The following is an 18,453-nucleotide window of genomic DNA, read 5'->3' on the forward strand; positions in this document are numbered from 1 at the left end:
AAAATTATTAAAATGAAAAAAGTATTTTATATATTATCGTTTTTCTTAGTGCTGACATCATGTAATGATGCACTAGAGATTGTCCAGGATGGAGAGATTAATGATGCAAATGTTGCTTTTCAATCGGTGGATGATATGCAGAAGTTTCTTAATGGAAGTGTTTACCCGGCTGTAAATCCAACTAATGAGATTTTCTTTACTTCACTATTTACAGATGAGGTCGGATTTGGACCAAGTAGTGTAAGTACATCAGATATCTTAACACATAGATTTGTACTTAATTCTACGACTAGCCAGCCGTCAGGTATTTGGGTAAGTAATTATAACATTATTAATAAAGTGAATATCCTTTTGAAAGGAAGTGCTTTGATTAATTATAATTCATTATCTGATGCTAATAAAGCATTGTATACTGGTATATTAGTAAATGCAAGAGCTTTAAGAGCTTATGCTTATCTTACATTGGAATCATATTTTTCTACAAATATGAAAGATCCTAATGCTTTGGGGGTAATGCTTAGCACTGAACCTGCAGACATTTTTAATACAAAATTACCAAGAGTAAAAAACTCTGAAGTTTTTGCTTTGATTGAATCTGATTTGCAATATGCACTTACAAACTTCAATGGAAGCGTAGTTTCTACGGGGGTTTCTGCACAACACTATTTCGATAAAAAAGCTTCAATTAATGCAATTGCGGCAAGATATTATAACTACAAAGGTGACGATGTTAATGCTAAAGCTAATGCTACAGCTGCGATCACTACGAGTGGTTTAACGTTGTCAAGTGGTAATGGTACTGCATATACTAATATGTGGAAAGATGCTACTGCGGCGAATGGTGGTAGAGGAGAAATTCTATGGTCATTATACAGACCAAACAGTTCAACAGGATCTTGGTCAAACATTGCTGGATTATGGACTACAAACTCTACTGATATTAATGGGTCTGTGAATTATGATATGAGTAGAAAATTATTCTCACTTCTTAATCAATTGCCAGGTGGAGATATCAGATTTGATGTTTTTGTTGATCCATCGAGTCAGTTTGATCAGCTTTATCCTAACGGACCAAATGCTAGAGAAGACGATGTTATTGTTATAGATAAATATCCTGGTAAACTTGCTCCTCTTGCAAGTTCTACAATGGCACTAAGAAATGATATCAAGATGTTCAGATTATCAGAAATGTATCTGATCTTAGCTGAAGTTGCAGTGCATGAAGGGGATTTAGTAACTGCTGCAACTCGTGTTAGAGCTATTAGAGGAACAAGATCTAAACAGTCTTTAGCTGCTACAATTACTTATACCTCTCCTCAGCAAGCATATGCAGATATTCTTTTGGAAAGAAGAAGAGAACTATGTTTTGAAGGTCATCGTTATGTAGACTTAAAAAGAATGGGGGTAGCTGCTGGTGTTGGAGTAGACAGAGATGTTTATGATGATGACAATAAGACTTTACCTCTTACATTACCTGCTAGTGATTATAGATTTACATTACCTATTCCATTGGATGAAATTAATGCAAATCCTAATGTTCAACAAAATCCAGGTTATTAATATAATAATATAGAATTTATGAAAAAATTTGCATTCCTAATATTGGCATTCGTCGCTTTCTTCTTCAACAGTTGTAAAGACGAAGCCCAGACTTATGATGGTGATTCATATTTACATTTCAATAAGGGAGTAAGAGGAGAAGCTGTTGTAAAAATGGGAACAGGTTCCACTACAGTTGACATCGACTTTGGAACAATTCAAACATTATCTTCTTCGGCACAAGTAAAACTTGTTGTAGATAAAACTGTTTCAACGGCTGTGGAAGGTACAGATTTCCAGATTGTAAATCCTACTGTAACAGTTGATGCAGGTAAAGTTGAAGGAAAGTTTCAGGTAAAGCTTCTTGAAGCTGGAGCTACTGTTGAGCCTAAAGTAATTGTATTTACATTACAATCTTCGTCAATCGCTAATACATCATTTGACCAGACTTATACTCTGACATATACTAAAGCTTGTCCAGCATCTGCATTCGTTGGAAATGGACAGTTCAAAAACACGGTATCTTCATGGAAAGAAGATCCTACTGCAGTTTATACAATCCAAGATTTAGGCGTTACAGCTGGCGTAGGAACGCTTAAAGTTGTTGGATTTATGGATAATGGCGCAGATATGATTTTGAAGTATAATCCTGATACTTATGCTGTTACTACTCCTGAGCAAAGTCTTGGTTCTAATTCCAATGGTGGAGTTAACTATATAAAAGATGCTGCTGATGGAACTAAATCATCATTCAATGCTTGTACAAGAATATTGAAACTTCGTGTTAACTTTTTTGTTAAAAATCCTGCTACTGGTGCTTCACTAGGAAGTTTTGGAGATTATGACGAAGTATTTACAGGTCAATAAGTAAATATTACAATTGATATATAATTAACCCCACATCTTGTGGGGTTTTTTATGTCCTTTTATTTCTTATTTTTGCTGTACAATAATGAATAATGAAGTACATCCTTTTCATACTCTTCTCTTTAAGTTTTGTATCCAAGGCTCAGGTTGTTAATAAAGCTGATACCAAGCCTCAACCCAAAAAAGAAGACACTCTTGTAATAGATTCCGGGAAAAAAGATTCCCTGAAAATTTTCAAGCCTACTATTAATGATTACCTGTATCAGACTCAGTTTTCTGAAAAGAAAGTTTTTGATACCGTAATGACTTTTGATAAAACCTACATCTTTTCACAACAAAATAATAAAGATAACTTCGGAAGAGTACAGCCTTCCAATATAGGATCTGGCTTTAATCCTCTGGTATTTGAGGTGAATGATGAACAGAATCTTTCCTTACTGCCATCCAATAAATCTTATATGATCATTGGGGCAAATGATGTAAAATACTACGATGTAAAAACACCTACCGCTACATTTGTATACCATAATGCAATGCGAAACGGGGCCGCTTTAACCTCTACTTATACCCAGAATATCGGGAAAAGATTCAATTTTGCTCTTGAATATATGGGACTTCGTTCTCAAGGGCTTTACAGAAACTCATTATCGGCGAATAATAATACTCTATTTTCAGGGCACTATATTTCAAAAAGCGGAAACTATGAAATCTTTGCACACTATCTTCACCAGAATGTAAACAATCAGGAAAGTGGAGGTATTACAGAAGATAATCTTTTTATGAATGGTGACAGTAATTATAGCAACAGGCAAAATGCCCAGGTGAATCTGGCATCCAGCAGCTCACAGTTTTCTTACAGAAGATACTACCTGAGCCACCAGTTCACTCCATTCAATTCTGGAAAATTTCCATTCAGTATAAGACATATTATTTCGCATCAGGGAAATAAATATTACTATAATCAGACAGCCTTGGAATCTTATTGGTATGATGCTCCTACTGAATTGGTTGATGGTTTTCCATTGACTACAAAAAAATATTCTGAAAACTTCAGCAATACGGTAAGCTTGATTTTTAATAATGAAAAATTCAAACTGGATGCTGGTGTACGTTATCAGATGATCAAATTGGGAATAAGAGATATTGTTGCCCTGAATGGTGTTCCTTTTCCTGGTGAACTAAAAGAAAACAGAATCGGAGCTGTAGGAAACCTGCAGGTAAAACTTTGGGATAAAATTCAATTGAACTCATTCCTGGAATTTTCAAACGGAAGTCAGTTCAAAAGCTACCTGAAAACAACCAATAATTTGAAGTTTGAGCCTATTAAAGATTACTTCGTTAATGCTAAAGTGAATTTCCAAAGTGCATATCCTTCATTCAACTACTTGTTGAATACTTCTGTTTACAATAATTTCAATTATTATCTTGAAAATGCAAAGAACCAGTCTGTAATGGAAATGGGAGGAAGTATCAATTTGAAATGGTTTAAAACAGAGATTTTTGCCAACTATTTCAGAATAGATAACTATACTTATTTTGACAGCAACGGAAGCCCGAAACAAAGTGATAATTCTGTGAATATCTCTCAGATCGGAGGTGATGCTACATTTAGCTTCAATAAATTCCATCTGAATACAAGACTACACTTTCAAAATACTTTAACCAATAAAGAATTGCTTCCTATGCCAAGCTTTATTGGTAGAGCCAATTTCTTCTATCAGACACAGGCATTCAAAAAAGCAGCAGAAATACAGGCAGGTATTAAAGTATATTATTTCTCTAAATTTGCATCAAGAGATTATTTCCCTGTTCTTAATGAATATATCCTTCCCAGAGCAGATTCATTTTCAATTGGAGGACAGCCTATCGCCGATATCTATATCAATATGAAAGTGAAAAAGATGTTCTTTTTCATAGAAGGGCAGCAGATAGGAACTGTTATTTCCAATAACAAAGCATACGCATTTCCACATTATCCGGTATATGATTTCAGATTGAACATCGGAATTGTGTGGTATTTGTTCAACTAAAAACTGTACAGGTTGAAAACAATAAATAAAATATCATTCAACGATATAGAAAGCATTCCTCAATTGGTAAGAGATTTTTTAAATCAGAAAATTGAGGGTTTTGAAAATAATACATTTTCTTTAGATCATTTTAAACAACAGATTCATTTGAAAAAAGACTCTTTTTCATCAAGGAAGAGAGAAATTTTATCGGAGGTGTTAGTAGGCCAGCTTTCAAGCCTTTCCCTTTCTTCAAAACAGAAAGGAAATCTTGAGAATCTAAAACAACCCAATACATTTACCATTACAACTGGACACCAGCTGAACCTGTTTTCGGGACCTGTTTTCTTTGTCTATAAAATTCTTCAGACCATAAAGACATGTACCTATCTGAAAGAAAATTTCCCGGATTTTAATTTTGTTCCGGTATATTGGATGGCCTCAGAAGATCATGATTTTGCCGAGATCAATCATTTTAAAACCGAAAATAATTATTATGAAACCAATGAGAAATCTGGCGGACCTGTAGGAAGGATTGAGATCAGTGATACCTATTTTATTTCTGAATTTGAAAAAGAATTCAAAGATTCCATTTTTGGAACCGAGCTGATCTTAATGATGAAGGAAGCTTATAAAACAGAAAATACTTTAACAGAGGCAATTAAGATTCTTGTCAACCGTCTTTTTTCAGAATTCGGACTTTTGATTTTGGATGGAGATTCTAAAGAACTTAAAAATCAGATGAAGGAGATCTTTAAAGATGAACTTCTTTATTTCAGTTTACAGAAAACTTCTAAGAAGAAAGTGGATTTTCTGATGGAAAAATACGGGAAAGTTCAGGTAAACCCTCGTGAAATTAACCTTTTCTATCTTTCAGAAACCAGAGACAGAATAGAATTTAACGGACAGAAATACATCATCGTAGATAAAACGATTCAGTTTACAGAAGAAGAAATATTGGCTGAATTGGAAAACCATCCGGAAAAGTTCAGTCCCAATGCTTTGATGCGTCCGGTATATCAGGAAAATGTACTTCCGAATTTGGCTTATATTGGAGGTAATGCTGAAATCATGTACTGGCTGGAGCTGAAAGACTATTTTTCAAAGATTACTATTCCTTTCCCTATCTTGATTCCAAGAAATTCTATGCTTTTCCTGAAAGAGAAAACGTTAGGGAAAATTGAGAAACTGGATCTTAAAATCGAAGAATTTTTCCAGAATTTCACAGTACTTACCAATCATAAAATTTTAAAAGATAATCCGATTTTACAATTACTTAACGAGAAAGAGGAGTTGCTGATCAGCAGTTTTTCAGCGCTGAGAACTTCGGCAGAAACCACTGAGAAATCTTTCGGAAATATGGTGAAGGCTGAGGAAGTAAGACAATTGAAGTCTTTCAAAAGAATGAAAAAACGTCTGCTCCACGCTGAGAAAATAAAACAAAATGAGTTGCTGGAAAGACTTGAAAATCTGTTTTTAGATGTTCACCCAGCCAAAACGTGGCAGGAGAGAGTTTATAATTTTAGTGTATTCTTTTCAGATTATGGTTATTCGTGGCTTGAAAATTGTTTGGAAGAAATGGTGGTTCAAGATTCCAAATTAATTATTGTTGCCATTTAATTTTAAAGAAGTATTTTTGTAAATTATAATTATCGAATATGATAAAGAGGTTTTTTATTCTATCCAGTTTATGTATGGTTTTGGGAGTTTCAGCCCAGAAATCACATACGGTTGTGCAAGGTGATAATCCTTACAGCATTGCCAAAAAGTATGGAATGACTGTAGATGAATTGCTGAAGCTAAACCCAAAACATAAAGATGGCAAACTGGCTATCGGAGATGTTTTAACAATAAAATCAGATAAAACAGCCACTCCGGTTGTCACAAAAACAGCTCCAGTAGAAAAAGTGACTTCAAACACAAGTACTTCTTCCACGGGTAAAATTGTTTTACAGCCAAAGCAAACGATCTATGGCATCACAAAACAATACAGAATTTCTGAAACTGATTTAAGGAAACTGAATCCTGAACTGGATTCTCATATGAAAATCGGAGACGAAATTACTTTGCCTCTTGCAAGCATCAAAAAATATGGTGGTACTCAGCAGACTGTAACAACAGGAGAAAAACATGCTGAACCTCCTGTAGAAAAAACAATAACAACCATTACTCCTGCAGTTGTAACGGCTGCTGTAGAAGGAGAATCTTATGTAATCCAGGCTAAAGATAATTATTATAGAATTACAAAACAGTTTGGAATCAGTCAGCAGGATCTTTTTGCTTTAAATCCAGGATTGGAAGAAAAAGGACTTAAACCTGGCGAAACTATTAAAATAAAAACATCCAATAGTAATACAAACACTGATAGCGTTACTGAGACCGTAAATCCAAAAGCAAAAATGGATTCAGGGAACGAAAAATCGACAACCTCTTCCAATGTTGTGGCAGGAGACGATTATGTAACCTATACCGTTCAGCAGGGAGATACAGTATTTTCCATCGTGAATAAATTCGGTGTTTCTATAGATGAACTTATTGCTCTTAACCCGGATCTTTCTCATGGGTTGAAAACCGGAATGGTTTTAAAGATCAAAAAACAGGATGCAGCATACATTAAGAAAAATGGTGACGCCCTTAGTGTTATCCTAATGCTTCCATTCGGGTACAGTACAAACGAAACCCAGTACAGAGCAATGGCACTTGACTTTTTAACAGGAGCTAAACTTGCTATTGAAAGAAATGCCAGAGGTGGGCAGAAACTGGATATCAAAATAGTAGATTCAGGAAATGAAGCATCATTCAAAAACTCTTTGACACAGATCAATCCTGATAATACAGATCTTATTATTGGCCCTTTCTTTAAATCTAATGTAATTGATGTTCTTGATTTTACCAAAAATCAGAAAATTCCGATTGTAGCGCCATTTGCCAACACTCCGGAACTATATAACTACAATAATCTTATTATCGTTGAAACAAACAATCAGACATATGCTGATAAGATTGTAGAAGAAGTAAAAGGAATTTATTCTGACCAAAAAATATATGTAGTGGCAGATGCTAAAAAAGAAAATGCCAATTACATTAAAGCAGGGCTTGAAAAAGCTGTGAAAAATCCTAATATTATTATCGTCAACTCACCAGCAGATATTCAGCCTGATCAGAATATGATGACAGGTCAGTCTGCACCGGTTATTGCCATTCTGGCGAATGATGATAATGCAGCAGGAGATGCTTTTGCCAACAGAATCATTGCTGTTTCTAAAGAAGTACAGGGAGTGAAAGCGTTCAGTATGTTTTATTCTCCAGTTTTTGAGAAAAAAGTTGACGAGCTGAGCCAGGCCAGTCTGGTATATCTGATGGATAGAAAGATCAATACAGATGGCAGCTTTGAAAAAGAAATTCTGGCTGCTTACAAAAGCAAATACTGTAAAACTCCTCCAAAATATGCCATCGTAGGTTTTGATGTAGTAAACGACATGTTAACCAGAGAAAATAAAAAAGGCGAGATCTTTAAGCAGATGAATAAAGTTCAGACTCAGCTTGCTACAAAATTTGAGTTTGTAAAATCTAAAGCTAATGGTGCTTATGTAAACACTGGTTACAGAGTAATCAGGCTGGTACCTTAACATGATTTATAGCTCTTTAAAAAGAATATTGTTAACATTATAGTTATATTTGCATAATATTTAATTCAATACATGAAAGCACTTGTATTTCCAGGGCAGGGTTCTCAGTTCGTAGGAATGGGAAAAGAATTGTATGATTCTAGAAAAGATATTAAAGATCTGATGGAATCTGCCAATGAAATTTTAGGTTTCGACATTCTTTCCATTATGTTTAACGGAACGGACGCGGATCTTAAAAAAACAGAGGTAACCCAGCCTTCAATATTTATACATTCAGTAGCAGCATTAAAAGCCGTAAACGGTCTTGGTGCTGAAATGGTTGCAGGACACTCTTTAGGAGAGTTTTCAGCTTTGGTTGCCAACGGAGTTTTATCCTTTGATGACGGTTTGAAGTTAGTTTCCGAAAGAGCAAAAGCTATGCAGGATGCTTGTGATGCCAATCCAAGTTCTATGGCTGCTATCTTAGGATTAGATGATGCTAAGGTTGAAGAAATCTGTGCACAGATCAGCGGAATTGTTGTTCCTGCAAATTATAACTGCCCAGGACAATTGGTGATTTCAGGAGAAACTCCTGCAGTGGAAGAAGCTTGTGCAAAACTGAAAGAAGCAGGTGCTAAAAGAGCATTGTTACTACCGGTAAACGGAGCTTTCCATTCACCATTGATGCAGCCTGCACAAGAAAGACTGGCAGCAGCAATCGAAAAAACAAAATTCAGAAAAGCAACTATTCCAGTATACCAGAATATCACTACAACAGCTGTAACGAATCCTGACGAAATCAAACAAAACCTGATTGCTCAGCTTACGGGTCCTGTAAAATGGACACAGTCTGTTCAGAATATGATTAAAGATGGTGCATCTAACTTCGTAGAAGTAGGCCCAGGAAAAACCCTTCAGGGGCTGATCAAAAAAATCGACGGATCAGTAGATGCTGCTTCTGCAATCTAATTAAAAATATATGAACGCGATATTTTCACCGGGCAAGCTTATGCTTACTTCAGAATATTTCGCAATCGATGGAGCTCTTGTCTTAGCGGTACCTACCAAGCTGGGACAAGAGTTTTTCTTTGAAGAAAAAGAAGATGGCAAGTCACTTATTCATTGGGAGGCTTATCATCAAAATAAATTCTGGTTGAAGGCTGTCATTGATTATAAAAACTGGCAGATCTTGGAAACTAACATTCCATCAAGCGCTGAATTTATTGTTAAAACATTAAAGAATGTTCAGCAGCTTTCTATTACTAAATTCAAGACCGACCTTACCTATCATTTAAGGACCAATCTTCAGTTTCCTGCAGACTATGGCCTTGGGAGCAGTTCTACTTTGATGAATAATCTTGCGGAATGGGCAGAGATTGATCCTTTTCATCTGAATACGATTAGTTTAGGAGGAAGTGGATATGATATCGCGGTAGCAAAAGAAAAATCTGCAGTTCTTTTCCAAAGTAAACCAGAGATTAAATATGAGAAGGTAGATTTCAATCCTTCATTTAAAAATGAACTGATTTTTATTCACTTAAATCAGAAGCAGGATAGCAGAGAAGGAATCAACTTTTATAAATCAAAAAAGAAGTCTCCGGAATTGGTTGATGAATTTTCAGATATCACAAAGAAAATAATGCTATGCAGTGAATTGGAAAATTTTTCTGAATTAATGATGATTCATGAGCATAAAATTGCTGATTTTCTTGAAATTTCCACAGTTAAAGAAAAATTATTCTCAGATTGTCCTTCTTTTGTCAAAAGTTTAGGTGCATGGGGGGGAGATTTTGTAATGAGTGCCAAATTTGGGGACTATAAGAACTATTTTTGGGAGAAAGGTTTTCCCATTGTTTTTGAGTGGGAAAATATAATTAATTTATAATCAAATCGTTACGATCCCGTTTTTTTATTTGTCATTCTGACTTATATCAGTATATTTAAACCACCTTTAACAAATAATTAATATTATTTTTGTTGAAGTCAATAAAGAAATAGAAAATATAAGTAAAATGAAAAACACTAAAATCATCCAGGATTTAGAGAAATTGGGGATTAAAGGAAACTATGAAGTAGTGTACAATCCTTCTTATGAAGAATTATACCAGGCTGAAGTTTCTTCTGAAAATCAGGGATTTGAGAAAGCTGAACTTACAGAATCTGGCGCGGTATCAGTAAAAACAGGAATTTTCACAGGTCGTTCACCTAAAGACAGATATATTGTTCAGGATGATGTTACAAGAGATACAATTTTCTGGGATGGTAAAGTAAATTTACCTACATCAGCAGAAATTTTCGGTTCTTGTAAAGAACTAGTGATGAACCAGCTTTCTGAAGCTAAAAAGATTTATGTAGTAGATGCTTTTTGTGGAACAAATGCAGATACAAGACTTAAAGTAAGATTTATCGTTGAAGTAGCATGGCAGGCACATTTCGTGACAAACATGTTTATTCGTCCTTCTCACTACGAACTGGAAAACTTCGGTGAGCCGGATTTCACAGTAGTCAACGGATCAAAAACAACAAACCCGAACTGGGAAGCTCAGGGATTAAACTCCGAAAACTTCATCATGTTCAACCTTACAGAAAAACTACAGATCATCGGAGGTACCTGGTACGGAGGTGAAATGAAAAAAGGGATGTTTGCCATGATGAACTATTACCTTCCATTAAAAGGGATGGCTTCAATGCACTGTTCTGCAAACGTAGGAGAAAAAGGTGATGTTGCTTTATTCTTTGGTCTTTCAGGAACAGGTAAAACTACTTTATCAGCAGATCCTAAAAGATACCTTATCGGTGACGATGAGCACGGATGGGATAATAACGGAGTATTCAACTATGAAGGAGGATGCTACGCTAAAGTAATTGACTTATCAGAAGAAAAAGAACCGGATATTTTCAGAGCGATTAAAAGAGATGCGCTTCTTGAAAACGTAGTTGTGAATAATGGAGTAGCAGATTATACTGACGGATCTATCACAGAAAACACGAGAGTTTCTTATCCAATCTATCATATCAACAAAATTGTATTGCCTTCTAAAGCAGGTCATGCTAAGAAGATTGTATATCTTTCAGCAGATGCGTTCGGGGTACTTCCTCCGGTTTCTATCTTGAATGAAGATCAGGCTCAATACCACTTCCTTTGCGGTTATACATCTAAATTGGCCGGAACTGAAAGAGGAATTACTGAACCTCAACCATCTTTCTCACCAGCATTTGGTGAAGCATTCCTTACATTACACCCAACAATGTATTCTAAAACACTGATCGGTAAAATGCAGGAGCACGGAGCTAAAGCTTATTTGGTGAACACAGGTTGGAATGGTACTGGAAAGAGAATTTCTCTGAAAGATACAAGAGCAATTATTGATGCAATCATTGACGGTTCTATTGATAATGCTCCTAAAACTCAGGTTCCAATCATGAACCTTGAGATCCCTACTGAATTACCAAACGTTTCTGCAGGTATTTTAGATCCTAGAGATACATATGAAAATGCTTCAGAATGGGAAGAAAAAGCAAAAGATCTTGCATCAAGATATATCAAAAACTTTGAGCAGTATTGTGATACTGAAGAAGGTAAGAAATTAGTGGCTTCAGGACCTCAATTGCAGGAACAGACTATCTAATAGTTACCAACCAACATATACAAAAAGCCTCATCAATGATGAGGCTTTTTTATTCATATTTTTTACAGCTTTCAATCAATTCGTTCTGTTCATCCAGTTTTAGGACTGTTGATTTTATTGATTCTTCTGTTAGATGTTTTATGATCATAAAATGTTTTGAAGAAAAGTAAGGCTCTTCGTTCAATATTTTATCTAAATACTTTGGAGTAGTGAAAGTCATCCAATATTTTGCTTTGTTGGAAAACATAATAGTTACTTCTATTGCATCAGATTCAATATTTTCTATTGTATCATCTATGTTAATAGAAATTATTTCCGGTTGATTGTATAAGCTAAAATAAAATTGTGAATACCATTTCAGTCTTCCTTCATCATTCTGAACCCTTACATTTTCAGTATTTATTTCTTCAATAATATAAGATTTTCTTTTCGTTAATTGTCCGGAATATACCCCAATACATTTACAGTAAATCTTATCCTTTATTTTCATAAATTATTCTTTTACTACCCATAATTATCTGTGAAAATCTTTGCGATCTGTAGGAAAAGTAAAAAATATAAATTACTTCAAGCTTAATATAGCCAATCTATACCCATCCATTCCAAAGCCAGATAAAACAGCATCAGTATTAGCCGCTGTTACCGACTTCTGCCTGAATTCCTCTCTTTTATAAATATTACTGATGTGAACTTCTACTTTTGGTTTTCTGATGTTTTTTAAACAATCAGCAATGGCATAAGAATAATGGGTGAAAGCTCCCGGATTAATCACTACGGCATCAAAGTCATCTTCCTGAAGTCTGTTAATGAGTTCTCCTTCAATATTCGACTGATAATATTTTAATTCATGAGATTGAAACTCGGATTTTAAAATTTCCAAATAGCTTTCCATAGAAACATTCCCATAGATTTCAGGTTCTCTAGTGCCTAACAGATTGAGGTTGGGCCCGTTTATTATTAAAACTTTCATACTATAAAATTAAAAACTTTTTTTAATTAAATGATCAAAAATTTCCGCACAGATTAACGTTCGTTCAATTGTATTATTAATAATGATATTTGTCATGTTTGTTAAAATGATAATGGTTACAACTCCTTATAGTAGTGGCTTTTATTAAAAACTTATGTTAATTTTTGAAAAATTATCATGAAAAATTTATAAGTCTACTTGTTTTGTGGACTAAAAGTTTTTAGCTTTGCAAACATATTTCGATCGGCTTATAAAGAAAGATGGAGGGAACTGACCCAATGAAATCTTGACAACCTACCCATGGGGCAAGGTGTTACGTTCAGCCTTTTTAGGAAAAATAAGCATTTGGTTTATCGTATTTATCGATGCCCTTTGCTAATTTTTCTGCAAAGGGAAAAATTTTAATATATGATAAACAAAATTGATTATGATTAGCAATAATTTATTCACTTCTAAAGCTTGGATACCTCCGGTTGCTGCATTTTTTCTGGGTGTGACCAGCGTAAGTGCACAGAATTCCAAGCCGAAAAAAGATAGCCTTCATGAAAAAGAGATTGATGAAGTAGTAGTTGTAGCTTACGGAAAAGCTAAAAGAAACAGCTATACTGGTTCTGTAGCTACAATTTCAAGTGATAAGATTAATAACAGACCTGTAACCAATATTACCAAAGCATTGGAAGGACAGGTTGCAGGGATTCAAACGACAAGTGCATCAGGGCAGCCAGGTGCTGTTTCTACCATCCGAATCAGAGGGATTGGTTCAATAAGTGCTTCCAGTGATCCTTTATATGTAGTAGACGGAATCCCTTTTGACGGAAATCTGAACTCTATCAGTCCAAGTGATATTGAATCTATCAGTGTTCTGAAAGATGCTACAGCAAGTGCTTTGTATGGATCAAGAGGAGCAAATGGGATTATCATTATTACCACAAAATCAGGTAAAAAAGGGGAAGCAAAAGTTAATTTTAATATAAGCCAGGGATTTTCTGGAAGAGCCGTAAAAGATTATGAACAGGTAAATACAGACCAATACTTTCAGTTATATTGGGAAGCATTGAGAAACGGATATCAATCCGGAAAAGTTTCTTCACAACAGGCTGCTCAGATGGCAACAGACAATCTTGTTTCTACACTTGGAATTAACCCATATGGAACTGCTTATCCAAAACCAGTAGGAACAGATGGAAAATTATTACCTGGTGCATCAGCACTTTGGAATGATGACTGGAGAGATATTTTGCAGAGAGTTGCTTCAAGAAATCAGGTAGATCTTGATATCAGTGGCGGAAGTGAAAAGAGTAATTATTTCTTTTCATTAGGTTACCTGGATGATAAAGGGATGGCTATTGAATCAGGATATAAAAGATACAATACGCGATTAAAGATCAACTCTGAAGTGAAAAAATGGCTGAATGTTGGGGTAAACTTAAATTATACAAACAGTATTCAGCAAGCTCCTACTTCTTCAGATTCTAAGGCGAGCAACATCATCAACGCAGCAAGATTTATTCCTTCCTTCTATCCTTATTATGAAAGAAATGAAGATGGAACTTATATTTTGGATGCAGACGGAAACCCGATTTATGATTTTGGAAAGTACAGACCTACCAATGCACTACAGAATCAGAATGCCGCAGCAACACTGCCATTAGACAAAAATGAAAATAAAGAAGATAATTTCTCCGGAAAAGGATTCATGGAATTTATTTTCTTACCGGAACTGAAATTCAAGACAAGTTTTTCTGTTGATTTAGTGAATTATAATGGACATTATTATTCAAATCCATTGCTGGGACAAGGTGCGGAGATTGGAGGTTCGGTAACGAAAACAAATACCAGAACACTTTCTTACACCACCAGTAATATTCTTACTTATGATAAGAAATTTGGAAAACATCATGTAAATGCTTTAGCAGGGCATGAATTCTATAAATATGACTATCAGACTATTTCCGGAACAAGAAGCCAGTTTTCTCTGCCTTATTATTATGAACCTGATGCTGCTTCTTTATTGGGAAGTTTCAGTGGGAACAGTAATAAATTAAGTCTATTAAGTTTCCTTGGGAAAGTAGAGTATGATTATAACAATACTTACTTCTTATCTGCATCAGGAAGAGCAGACAGTTCTTCGAGATTTGCAAAGGACAACAGATGGGGAAGATTCTGGTCAGTAGGAGGTTCGTGGAAGATTTCAAACGAGGAATTTGTTAAAAGTTTGAATGTTTTCAATCAATTGACATTACGCGCCAGCTACGGAGGCCAAGGGAATGACAAATTACTTAGACCCAACGGCCAGCCGCTTTATTATGCGTATCAGGAGTTGTACAGATTTATCAGTCTTGGTGGAGAACCGGGAACAACGCTTGAAAAAACATCTACCAATAATGTAAAGTGGGAGACCAACCTTAATTTAAATGTAGGATTGGAATTTGCCATTCTGAATAACAGAATTAAAGGAAATATCGAATACTTCAAAAGAAAAAGCCAGGACCTTCTGTTTAATATGCCGGTTGCTCCATCATTGGGAATCAGTGATTACCCTGCCAATATCGGAACCATTCAGAATACAGGATTTGAATTTTCACTATTTACAACGCCAGTTAAGAATGATGATTTCCAATGGAATGTGGATGTTAACCTGAGCACTTTAAACAATAAAGTAACCAAATTACCTGGAGGTTCTCTTGTGGTAGGAACTAAGTTATTAACAGTAGGAGGTTCCGTATATGATTTCTTTATTCCGGAATGGGCTGGGGTAGATCCAAGCAATGGAAAACCATTGTGGAAAACGGTTTCTACAGATGCCAGCGGAAACTCAGTGGAAGGAACTACTTCAGAATATTCCAAAGCAACAAAGTTGTTGCAAGGTTCTGCATTGCCTAAGCTGACAGGAGGAATCAGTACAAGTATCAATTACAAGAATTTCGATTTTTCAGGATTACTGACATTCAAAATCGGAGGGAAGATTTTGGATACCGACTATACCTCCATCATGCATAACGGAAGTGCGGGAGGACGTGCATGGAGTGCGGAAATGCTGAACAGATGGACTCCGGAAAACCCTAATACAGATGTTCCGGGATTGAGTACAACAACGAATAACTGGACGTCAACATCTTCAAGATTTCTGTATTCCGGAACGTATGCAAGGCTTAAAAATGTAAGCTTAGGATACACACTTCCTGAAGATTATTTTGAGAAAATAGGGCTTAAAAAATTCAGAATTTATATCCAGGCAGAGAACCTTCTGACATTCTATAAACATAAAGGAATGGATCCTGAACAGGCTTTGGATGGAACAACGTATTACAGATATCCTGCAATGAGAACGATCACTTTTGGTCTTCAGGCAACACTTTAACCTTTAAAATTGAAACAATGAAAAAATTAAAATATCTATCGTTTGCTCTTATCGGATTTTTAGCGTTGACAAGCTGTGAGAATGATCTTGATACAGCGCCAACTGATCAGGCTAATAGTGTAGAGGTTTTTAAAACAGTTGAAAGTGCAGAAACAGTTGTGAACGGTACCTGGGCAAAATTTAATAATGACGGAACAACATATGCCAATATCGGCTATTCTACTGTTTTAAGAGCCAGTGATGCGATGGGAAGTGATGTGGCAGTTCTGACTAATAAATATGGTTTTGCTTCCACTTATGCCTTCACAGAGATGGTGAACAGTACAGCAAGCCGACCGTTGTTTATCTGGACTATGTTGTATTCCACTATCAATAATATGAATAATGTGATTACAAGAATTGACGGGACAGAAGGCAGTCAGGAGAAAAAGAATCAGGTGAAAGGTCAGGCAAAAGCATTACGCGCTTTCTGTTATTTGAATCTTGCGAGTTTTTATCAGTTCAGTTACCTGAAAGACAAGTCAGCTTTAACGGCTCCAATTTATACCGAACCTTCCACAACAAGCACAGTAGGGAAGAAAAGAGCAAGTCTTGAAGAGATCTATACTTTGATTAAAAGCGATCTTACTGATGCTGATAACCTGCTGAAAAGTTATACAAGAAACAATAAGGATAAGATCAACCGTGCTGTAGTGAACGGGCTTTTAGCAAGAACTTATCTGAATACAGGTGAATGGAGTAAAGCTTCAGCATCTGCGAAAATTGCAAGAGAAGGTTTCCCTTTGATGGCCCCGGAGAAATATAAAGATGGCTTCAATGATATAAACAATGCTGAATGGATCTGGGGACACGGTCAGACACAGGAACAGTCTGATGAAAGTTATGCCTTCCATTATCTGGATGTTTCTTCATCAGGAAGTTATTATTACAGTTTTATGGCGGATCCTTATTTTAAAGATCTTTTTGATACCAATGATATCAGATACCAGTTGTTTTCATGGGACGGGCAGAAAGGAAGAGAAGGATTGCTGAGGTATGCTAAGTTTAAATTTAAGCCAACCCTTATTGCTGATATTGTTTACATGAGAGCTGCGGAAATGTATCTGATTGAAGCTGAAGCTGAAGCGAGAAACGGAAATGTTTCTCAGGCAGTCGCAGTATTGAATCAGTTGAAATCTGCCAGAAATGCTAATATTTATTCTGGATCATTGTCACAGAATGCTGTGCTAGATGCAGTTTTGATTGAAAGAAGAAAAGAATTATTCGGAGAAGGATTCTCCCTTTCAGATATTATCAGAACGCAGGGAACAGTAGTAAGAAAACCATTTGTAGATGCAGATGGTAAACCTATAAAAGTTCAGATCACTACACCGGACGGTACCGTGAAAACTGTAGACGGTAAAGGACATTCTGTTCTTGATTTCCCAGATAAATCTGCTTTTGTACCCAACAGTAACTATTATTTATTCAGTATTCCACAGAGAGAGTCTGAGAATAACCCGAATTTATAAGGAGACATACTTATAATTAGATTTGATTTTTTTAGCCACTGCGATTGCGGTGGTTTTTTAATAAAAACCCGTTGCTAAAAAAGCAACGGGTTTGTTTTAAAGAATAATTTGTTACAATGGTTATACTATTTGTCAGAAATACCAAGGTCTCTAAGAGCTACTATACATCCTATATCTTTCAGTTTAGCTCCTTTTTTCAAATAAAATAAGACATATTCCTTTTCGCCCTTATTCAACTTATTAAAAAGGGATAGATCATAATGTTGAGTCCCTGGAGCTTGTTTCAGTCCAATTATTTGTACAAAGATCTCATGACAGGCATCTCCGTTATTATATTTATCTGCCATTACAATTGAGTAGGGTAAAGTTTCATTACGAAATGGTGAGTTAAGATAATATAACGTTAGTTGTTTGTAAGCATCAATATTGCCATTCATCAGAATCTCTTTTTTATATTTTTCTATTGAGATATCCTTAGGTTTATTTTGTTCTTTTTCCTTTGAACAGCAGATGAAGAACAAAAATAAGATTAGTGCGGTTTTGTTTAAATGTTTGATTTTCATTGTTTTTGATTAAATGAAAATAATTATTATTTCGTAATGTTTATATCTTCTAAGGATTTTTCTTTTATAATTTTTAAAAGACCTGTAAAAGATATTTCTTTGAGAATAGTATCTTTTTTGATATTTTGTATAAAATATTTCAGATTTTTCTTATTTATTTTTTGTGGATTCATAGAATAAGTTGTATCCATAGAAATTAATAAATAATCATTTTTAAATTTACAATCGACTAATCCGCTATCAATAATTAGCTCATTATTTTTCAATAATCTATTCTGACTTCCTCCTTCATATAATACTTCATAACCTAAAGGTAATTTTTCAACTTTATCAGAATTGTTACAAGAAAATATCGTAAAAAATGTAATTGTTATAAAAATTAGATATTTCATATAG

At 35.1% G+C, this 18,453-nt stretch carries 14 protein-coding genes and 1 riboswitch; of the genes, 10 read left to right on the plus strand and 4 right to left on the minus strand.

What is annotated here, in order from left to right:
* Window positions 1-12: 12 nt before the first annotated feature.
* The 8 genes from KIK00_RS17185 (at window position 13) to pckA (ending at window position 11,652) form a co-directional block, all read left to right on the plus strand.
* Window positions 13-1,560 carry a RagB/SusD family nutrient uptake outer membrane protein gene (locus tag KIK00_RS17185; RefSeq protein WP_255813584.1) on the plus strand — a complete coding sequence of 516 codons (1,548 nt, stop codon included), beginning with the start codon at window positions 13-15 and terminating at the stop codon, window positions 1,558-1,560.
* An 18-nt stretch (window positions 1,561-1,578) separates the two neighbouring features.
* Window positions 1,579-2,406, plus strand: a complete 828-nt coding sequence (locus tag KIK00_RS17190; protein WP_255813585.1) for a hypothetical protein — start codon at window positions 1,579-1,581, stop codon at window positions 2,404-2,406.
* 92 nt (window positions 2,407-2,498) lie between these two features.
* Complete coding sequence (locus KIK00_RS17195) at window positions 2,499-4,436, plus strand: putative porin (RefSeq protein WP_255813586.1); 1,938 nt, start codon at window positions 2,499-2,501, stop codon at window positions 4,434-4,436.
* A 12-nt stretch (window positions 4,437-4,448) separates the two neighbouring features.
* Entirely contained in the window at window positions 4,449-6,035 is a 1,587-nt protein-coding gene (bshC, locus tag KIK00_RS17200) for a bacillithiol biosynthesis cysteine-adding enzyme BshC (protein WP_255813587.1), read from the plus strand.
* 38 nt (window positions 6,036-6,073) lie between these two features.
* Window positions 6,074-8,044 (plus strand): LysM peptidoglycan-binding domain-containing protein, encoded by a 1,971-nt coding sequence (locus tag KIK00_RS17205; RefSeq protein ID WP_255813588.1) that lies wholly within the window; start codon window positions 6,074-6,076, stop codon window positions 8,042-8,044.
* A 72-nt stretch (window positions 8,045-8,116) separates the two neighbouring features.
* Complete coding sequence (gene fabD / locus KIK00_RS17210) at window positions 8,117-8,992, plus strand: ACP S-malonyltransferase (RefSeq protein WP_047376515.1); 876 nt, start codon at window positions 8,117-8,119, stop codon at window positions 8,990-8,992.
* A gap of 10 nt (window positions 8,993-9,002) precedes the next feature.
* Window positions 9,003-9,908, plus strand: a complete 906-nt coding sequence (locus KIK00_RS17215; RefSeq protein WP_255813589.1) for a GYDIA family GHMP kinase — start codon at window positions 9,003-9,005, stop codon at window positions 9,906-9,908.
* Between the two features lie 127 nt (window positions 9,909-10,035).
* A complete protein-coding gene (pckA, locus tag KIK00_RS17220; RefSeq protein WP_255813590.1) occupies window positions 10,036-11,652 on the plus strand; it encodes a phosphoenolpyruvate carboxykinase (ATP) in 1,617 nt (538 codons plus the stop codon).
* Window positions 11,653-11,701: 49 nt separating this feature from the next.
* Here pckA and KIK00_RS17225 read toward each other — a convergent pair whose 3' ends face one another.
* Both KIK00_RS17225 and KIK00_RS17230 read right to left on the minus strand, forming a co-directional pair.
* A complete protein-coding gene (locus KIK00_RS17225) occupies window positions 11,702-12,142 on the minus strand; it encodes a hypothetical protein (RefSeq protein WP_255813591.1) in 441 nt (146 codons plus the stop codon).
* Window positions 12,143-12,214: 72 nt separating this feature from the next.
* Complete coding sequence (locus KIK00_RS17230; RefSeq protein ID WP_255813592.1) at window positions 12,215-12,622, minus strand: type II 3-dehydroquinate dehydratase; 408 nt, start codon at window positions 12,620-12,622, stop codon at window positions 12,215-12,217.
* Window positions 12,623-12,867: 245 nt separating this feature from the next.
* Window positions 12,868-12,966, plus strand: a riboswitch (SAM riboswitch).
* Between the two features lie 83 nt (window positions 12,967-13,049).
* On the opposite strand from KIK00_RS17230, the gene KIK00_RS17235 reads away from it, so the two are divergent.
* Complete coding sequence (locus tag KIK00_RS17235) at window positions 13,050-15,983, plus strand: TonB-dependent receptor (RefSeq protein ID WP_255813593.1); 2,934 nt, start codon at window positions 13,050-13,052, stop codon at window positions 15,981-15,983.
* Window positions 15,984-16,000: 17 nt separating this feature from the next.
* Window positions 16,001-17,494 (plus strand): RagB/SusD family nutrient uptake outer membrane protein, encoded by a 1,494-nt coding sequence (locus KIK00_RS17240; protein ID WP_255813594.1) that lies wholly within the window; start codon window positions 16,001-16,003, stop codon window positions 17,492-17,494.
* Window positions 17,495-17,619: 125 nt separating this feature from the next.
* Here the strand turns inward: KIK00_RS17240 and KIK00_RS17245 are convergent, their stop codons facing one another.
* Both KIK00_RS17245 and KIK00_RS17250 read right to left on the minus strand, forming a co-directional pair.
* Window positions 17,620-18,057: a hypothetical protein gene (locus KIK00_RS17245; RefSeq protein ID WP_255813595.1), complete on the minus strand. Its 438-nt coding sequence runs from the start codon at window positions 18,055-18,057 to the stop codon at window positions 17,620-17,622.
* Window positions 18,058-18,083: 26 nt separating this feature from the next.
* Window positions 18,084-18,449, minus strand: a complete 366-nt coding sequence (locus tag KIK00_RS17250) for a hypothetical protein (protein WP_255813596.1) — start codon at window positions 18,447-18,449, stop codon at window positions 18,084-18,086.
* Window positions 18,450-18,453 lie beyond the last annotated feature (4 nt).

The organism is Chryseobacterium sp. MA9 (assembly GCF_024399315.1).
In the GTDB taxonomy this organism is placed as follows: Bacteria; Bacteroidota; Bacteroidia; order Flavobacteriales; family Weeksellaceae; genus Chryseobacterium.

Excerpts from the sequence above, each read along its gene's own strand:
- KIK00_RS17215 (WP_255813589.1), top strand. The coding sequence starts at position 9,003 with ATGAACGCGATATTTTCACCGGGCAAGCTTATGCTTACTTCAGAATAT.
- KIK00_RS17205 (WP_255813588.1), top strand. The coding sequence starts at position 6,074 with ATGATAAAGAGGTTTTTTATTCTATCCAGTTTATGTATGGTTTTGGGA.
- KIK00_RS17185 (WP_255813584.1), top strand. The coding sequence starts at position 13 with ATGAAAAAAGTATTTTATATATTATCGTTTTTCTTAGTGCTGACATCA.
- KIK00_RS17225 (WP_255813591.1), bottom strand. The coding sequence starts at position 12,142 with ATGAAAATAAAGGATAAGATTTACTGTAAATGTATTGGGGTATATTCC.
- fabD (WP_047376515.1), top strand. The coding sequence starts at position 8,117 with ATGAAAGCACTTGTATTTCCAGGGCAGGGTTCTCAGTTCGTAGGAATG.
- KIK00_RS17195 (WP_255813586.1), top strand. The coding sequence starts at position 2,499 with ATGAAGTACATCCTTTTCATACTCTTCTCTTTAAGTTTTGTATCCAAG.
- KIK00_RS17190 (WP_255813585.1), top strand. The coding sequence starts at position 1,579 with ATGAAAAAATTTGCATTCCTAATATTGGCATTCGTCGCTTTCTTCTTC.
- KIK00_RS17245 (WP_255813595.1), bottom strand. The coding sequence starts at position 18,057 with ATGAAAATCAAACATTTAAACAAAACCGCACTAATCTTATTTTTGTTC.
- KIK00_RS17240 (WP_255813594.1), top strand. The coding sequence starts at position 16,001 with ATGAAAAAATTAAAATATCTATCGTTTGCTCTTATCGGATTTTTAGCG.
- KIK00_RS17250 (WP_255813596.1), bottom strand. The coding sequence starts at position 18,449 with ATGAAATATCTAATTTTTATAACAATTACATTTTTTACGATATTTTCT.
- KIK00_RS17235 (WP_255813593.1), top strand. The coding sequence starts at position 13,050 with ATGATTAGCAATAATTTATTCACTTCTAAAGCTTGGATACCTCCGGTT.
- KIK00_RS17230 (WP_255813592.1), bottom strand. The coding sequence starts at position 12,622 with ATGAAAGTTTTAATAATAAACGGGCCCAACCTCAATCTGTTAGGCACT.
- pckA (WP_255813590.1), top strand. The coding sequence starts at position 10,036 with ATGAAAAACACTAAAATCATCCAGGATTTAGAGAAATTGGGGATTAAA.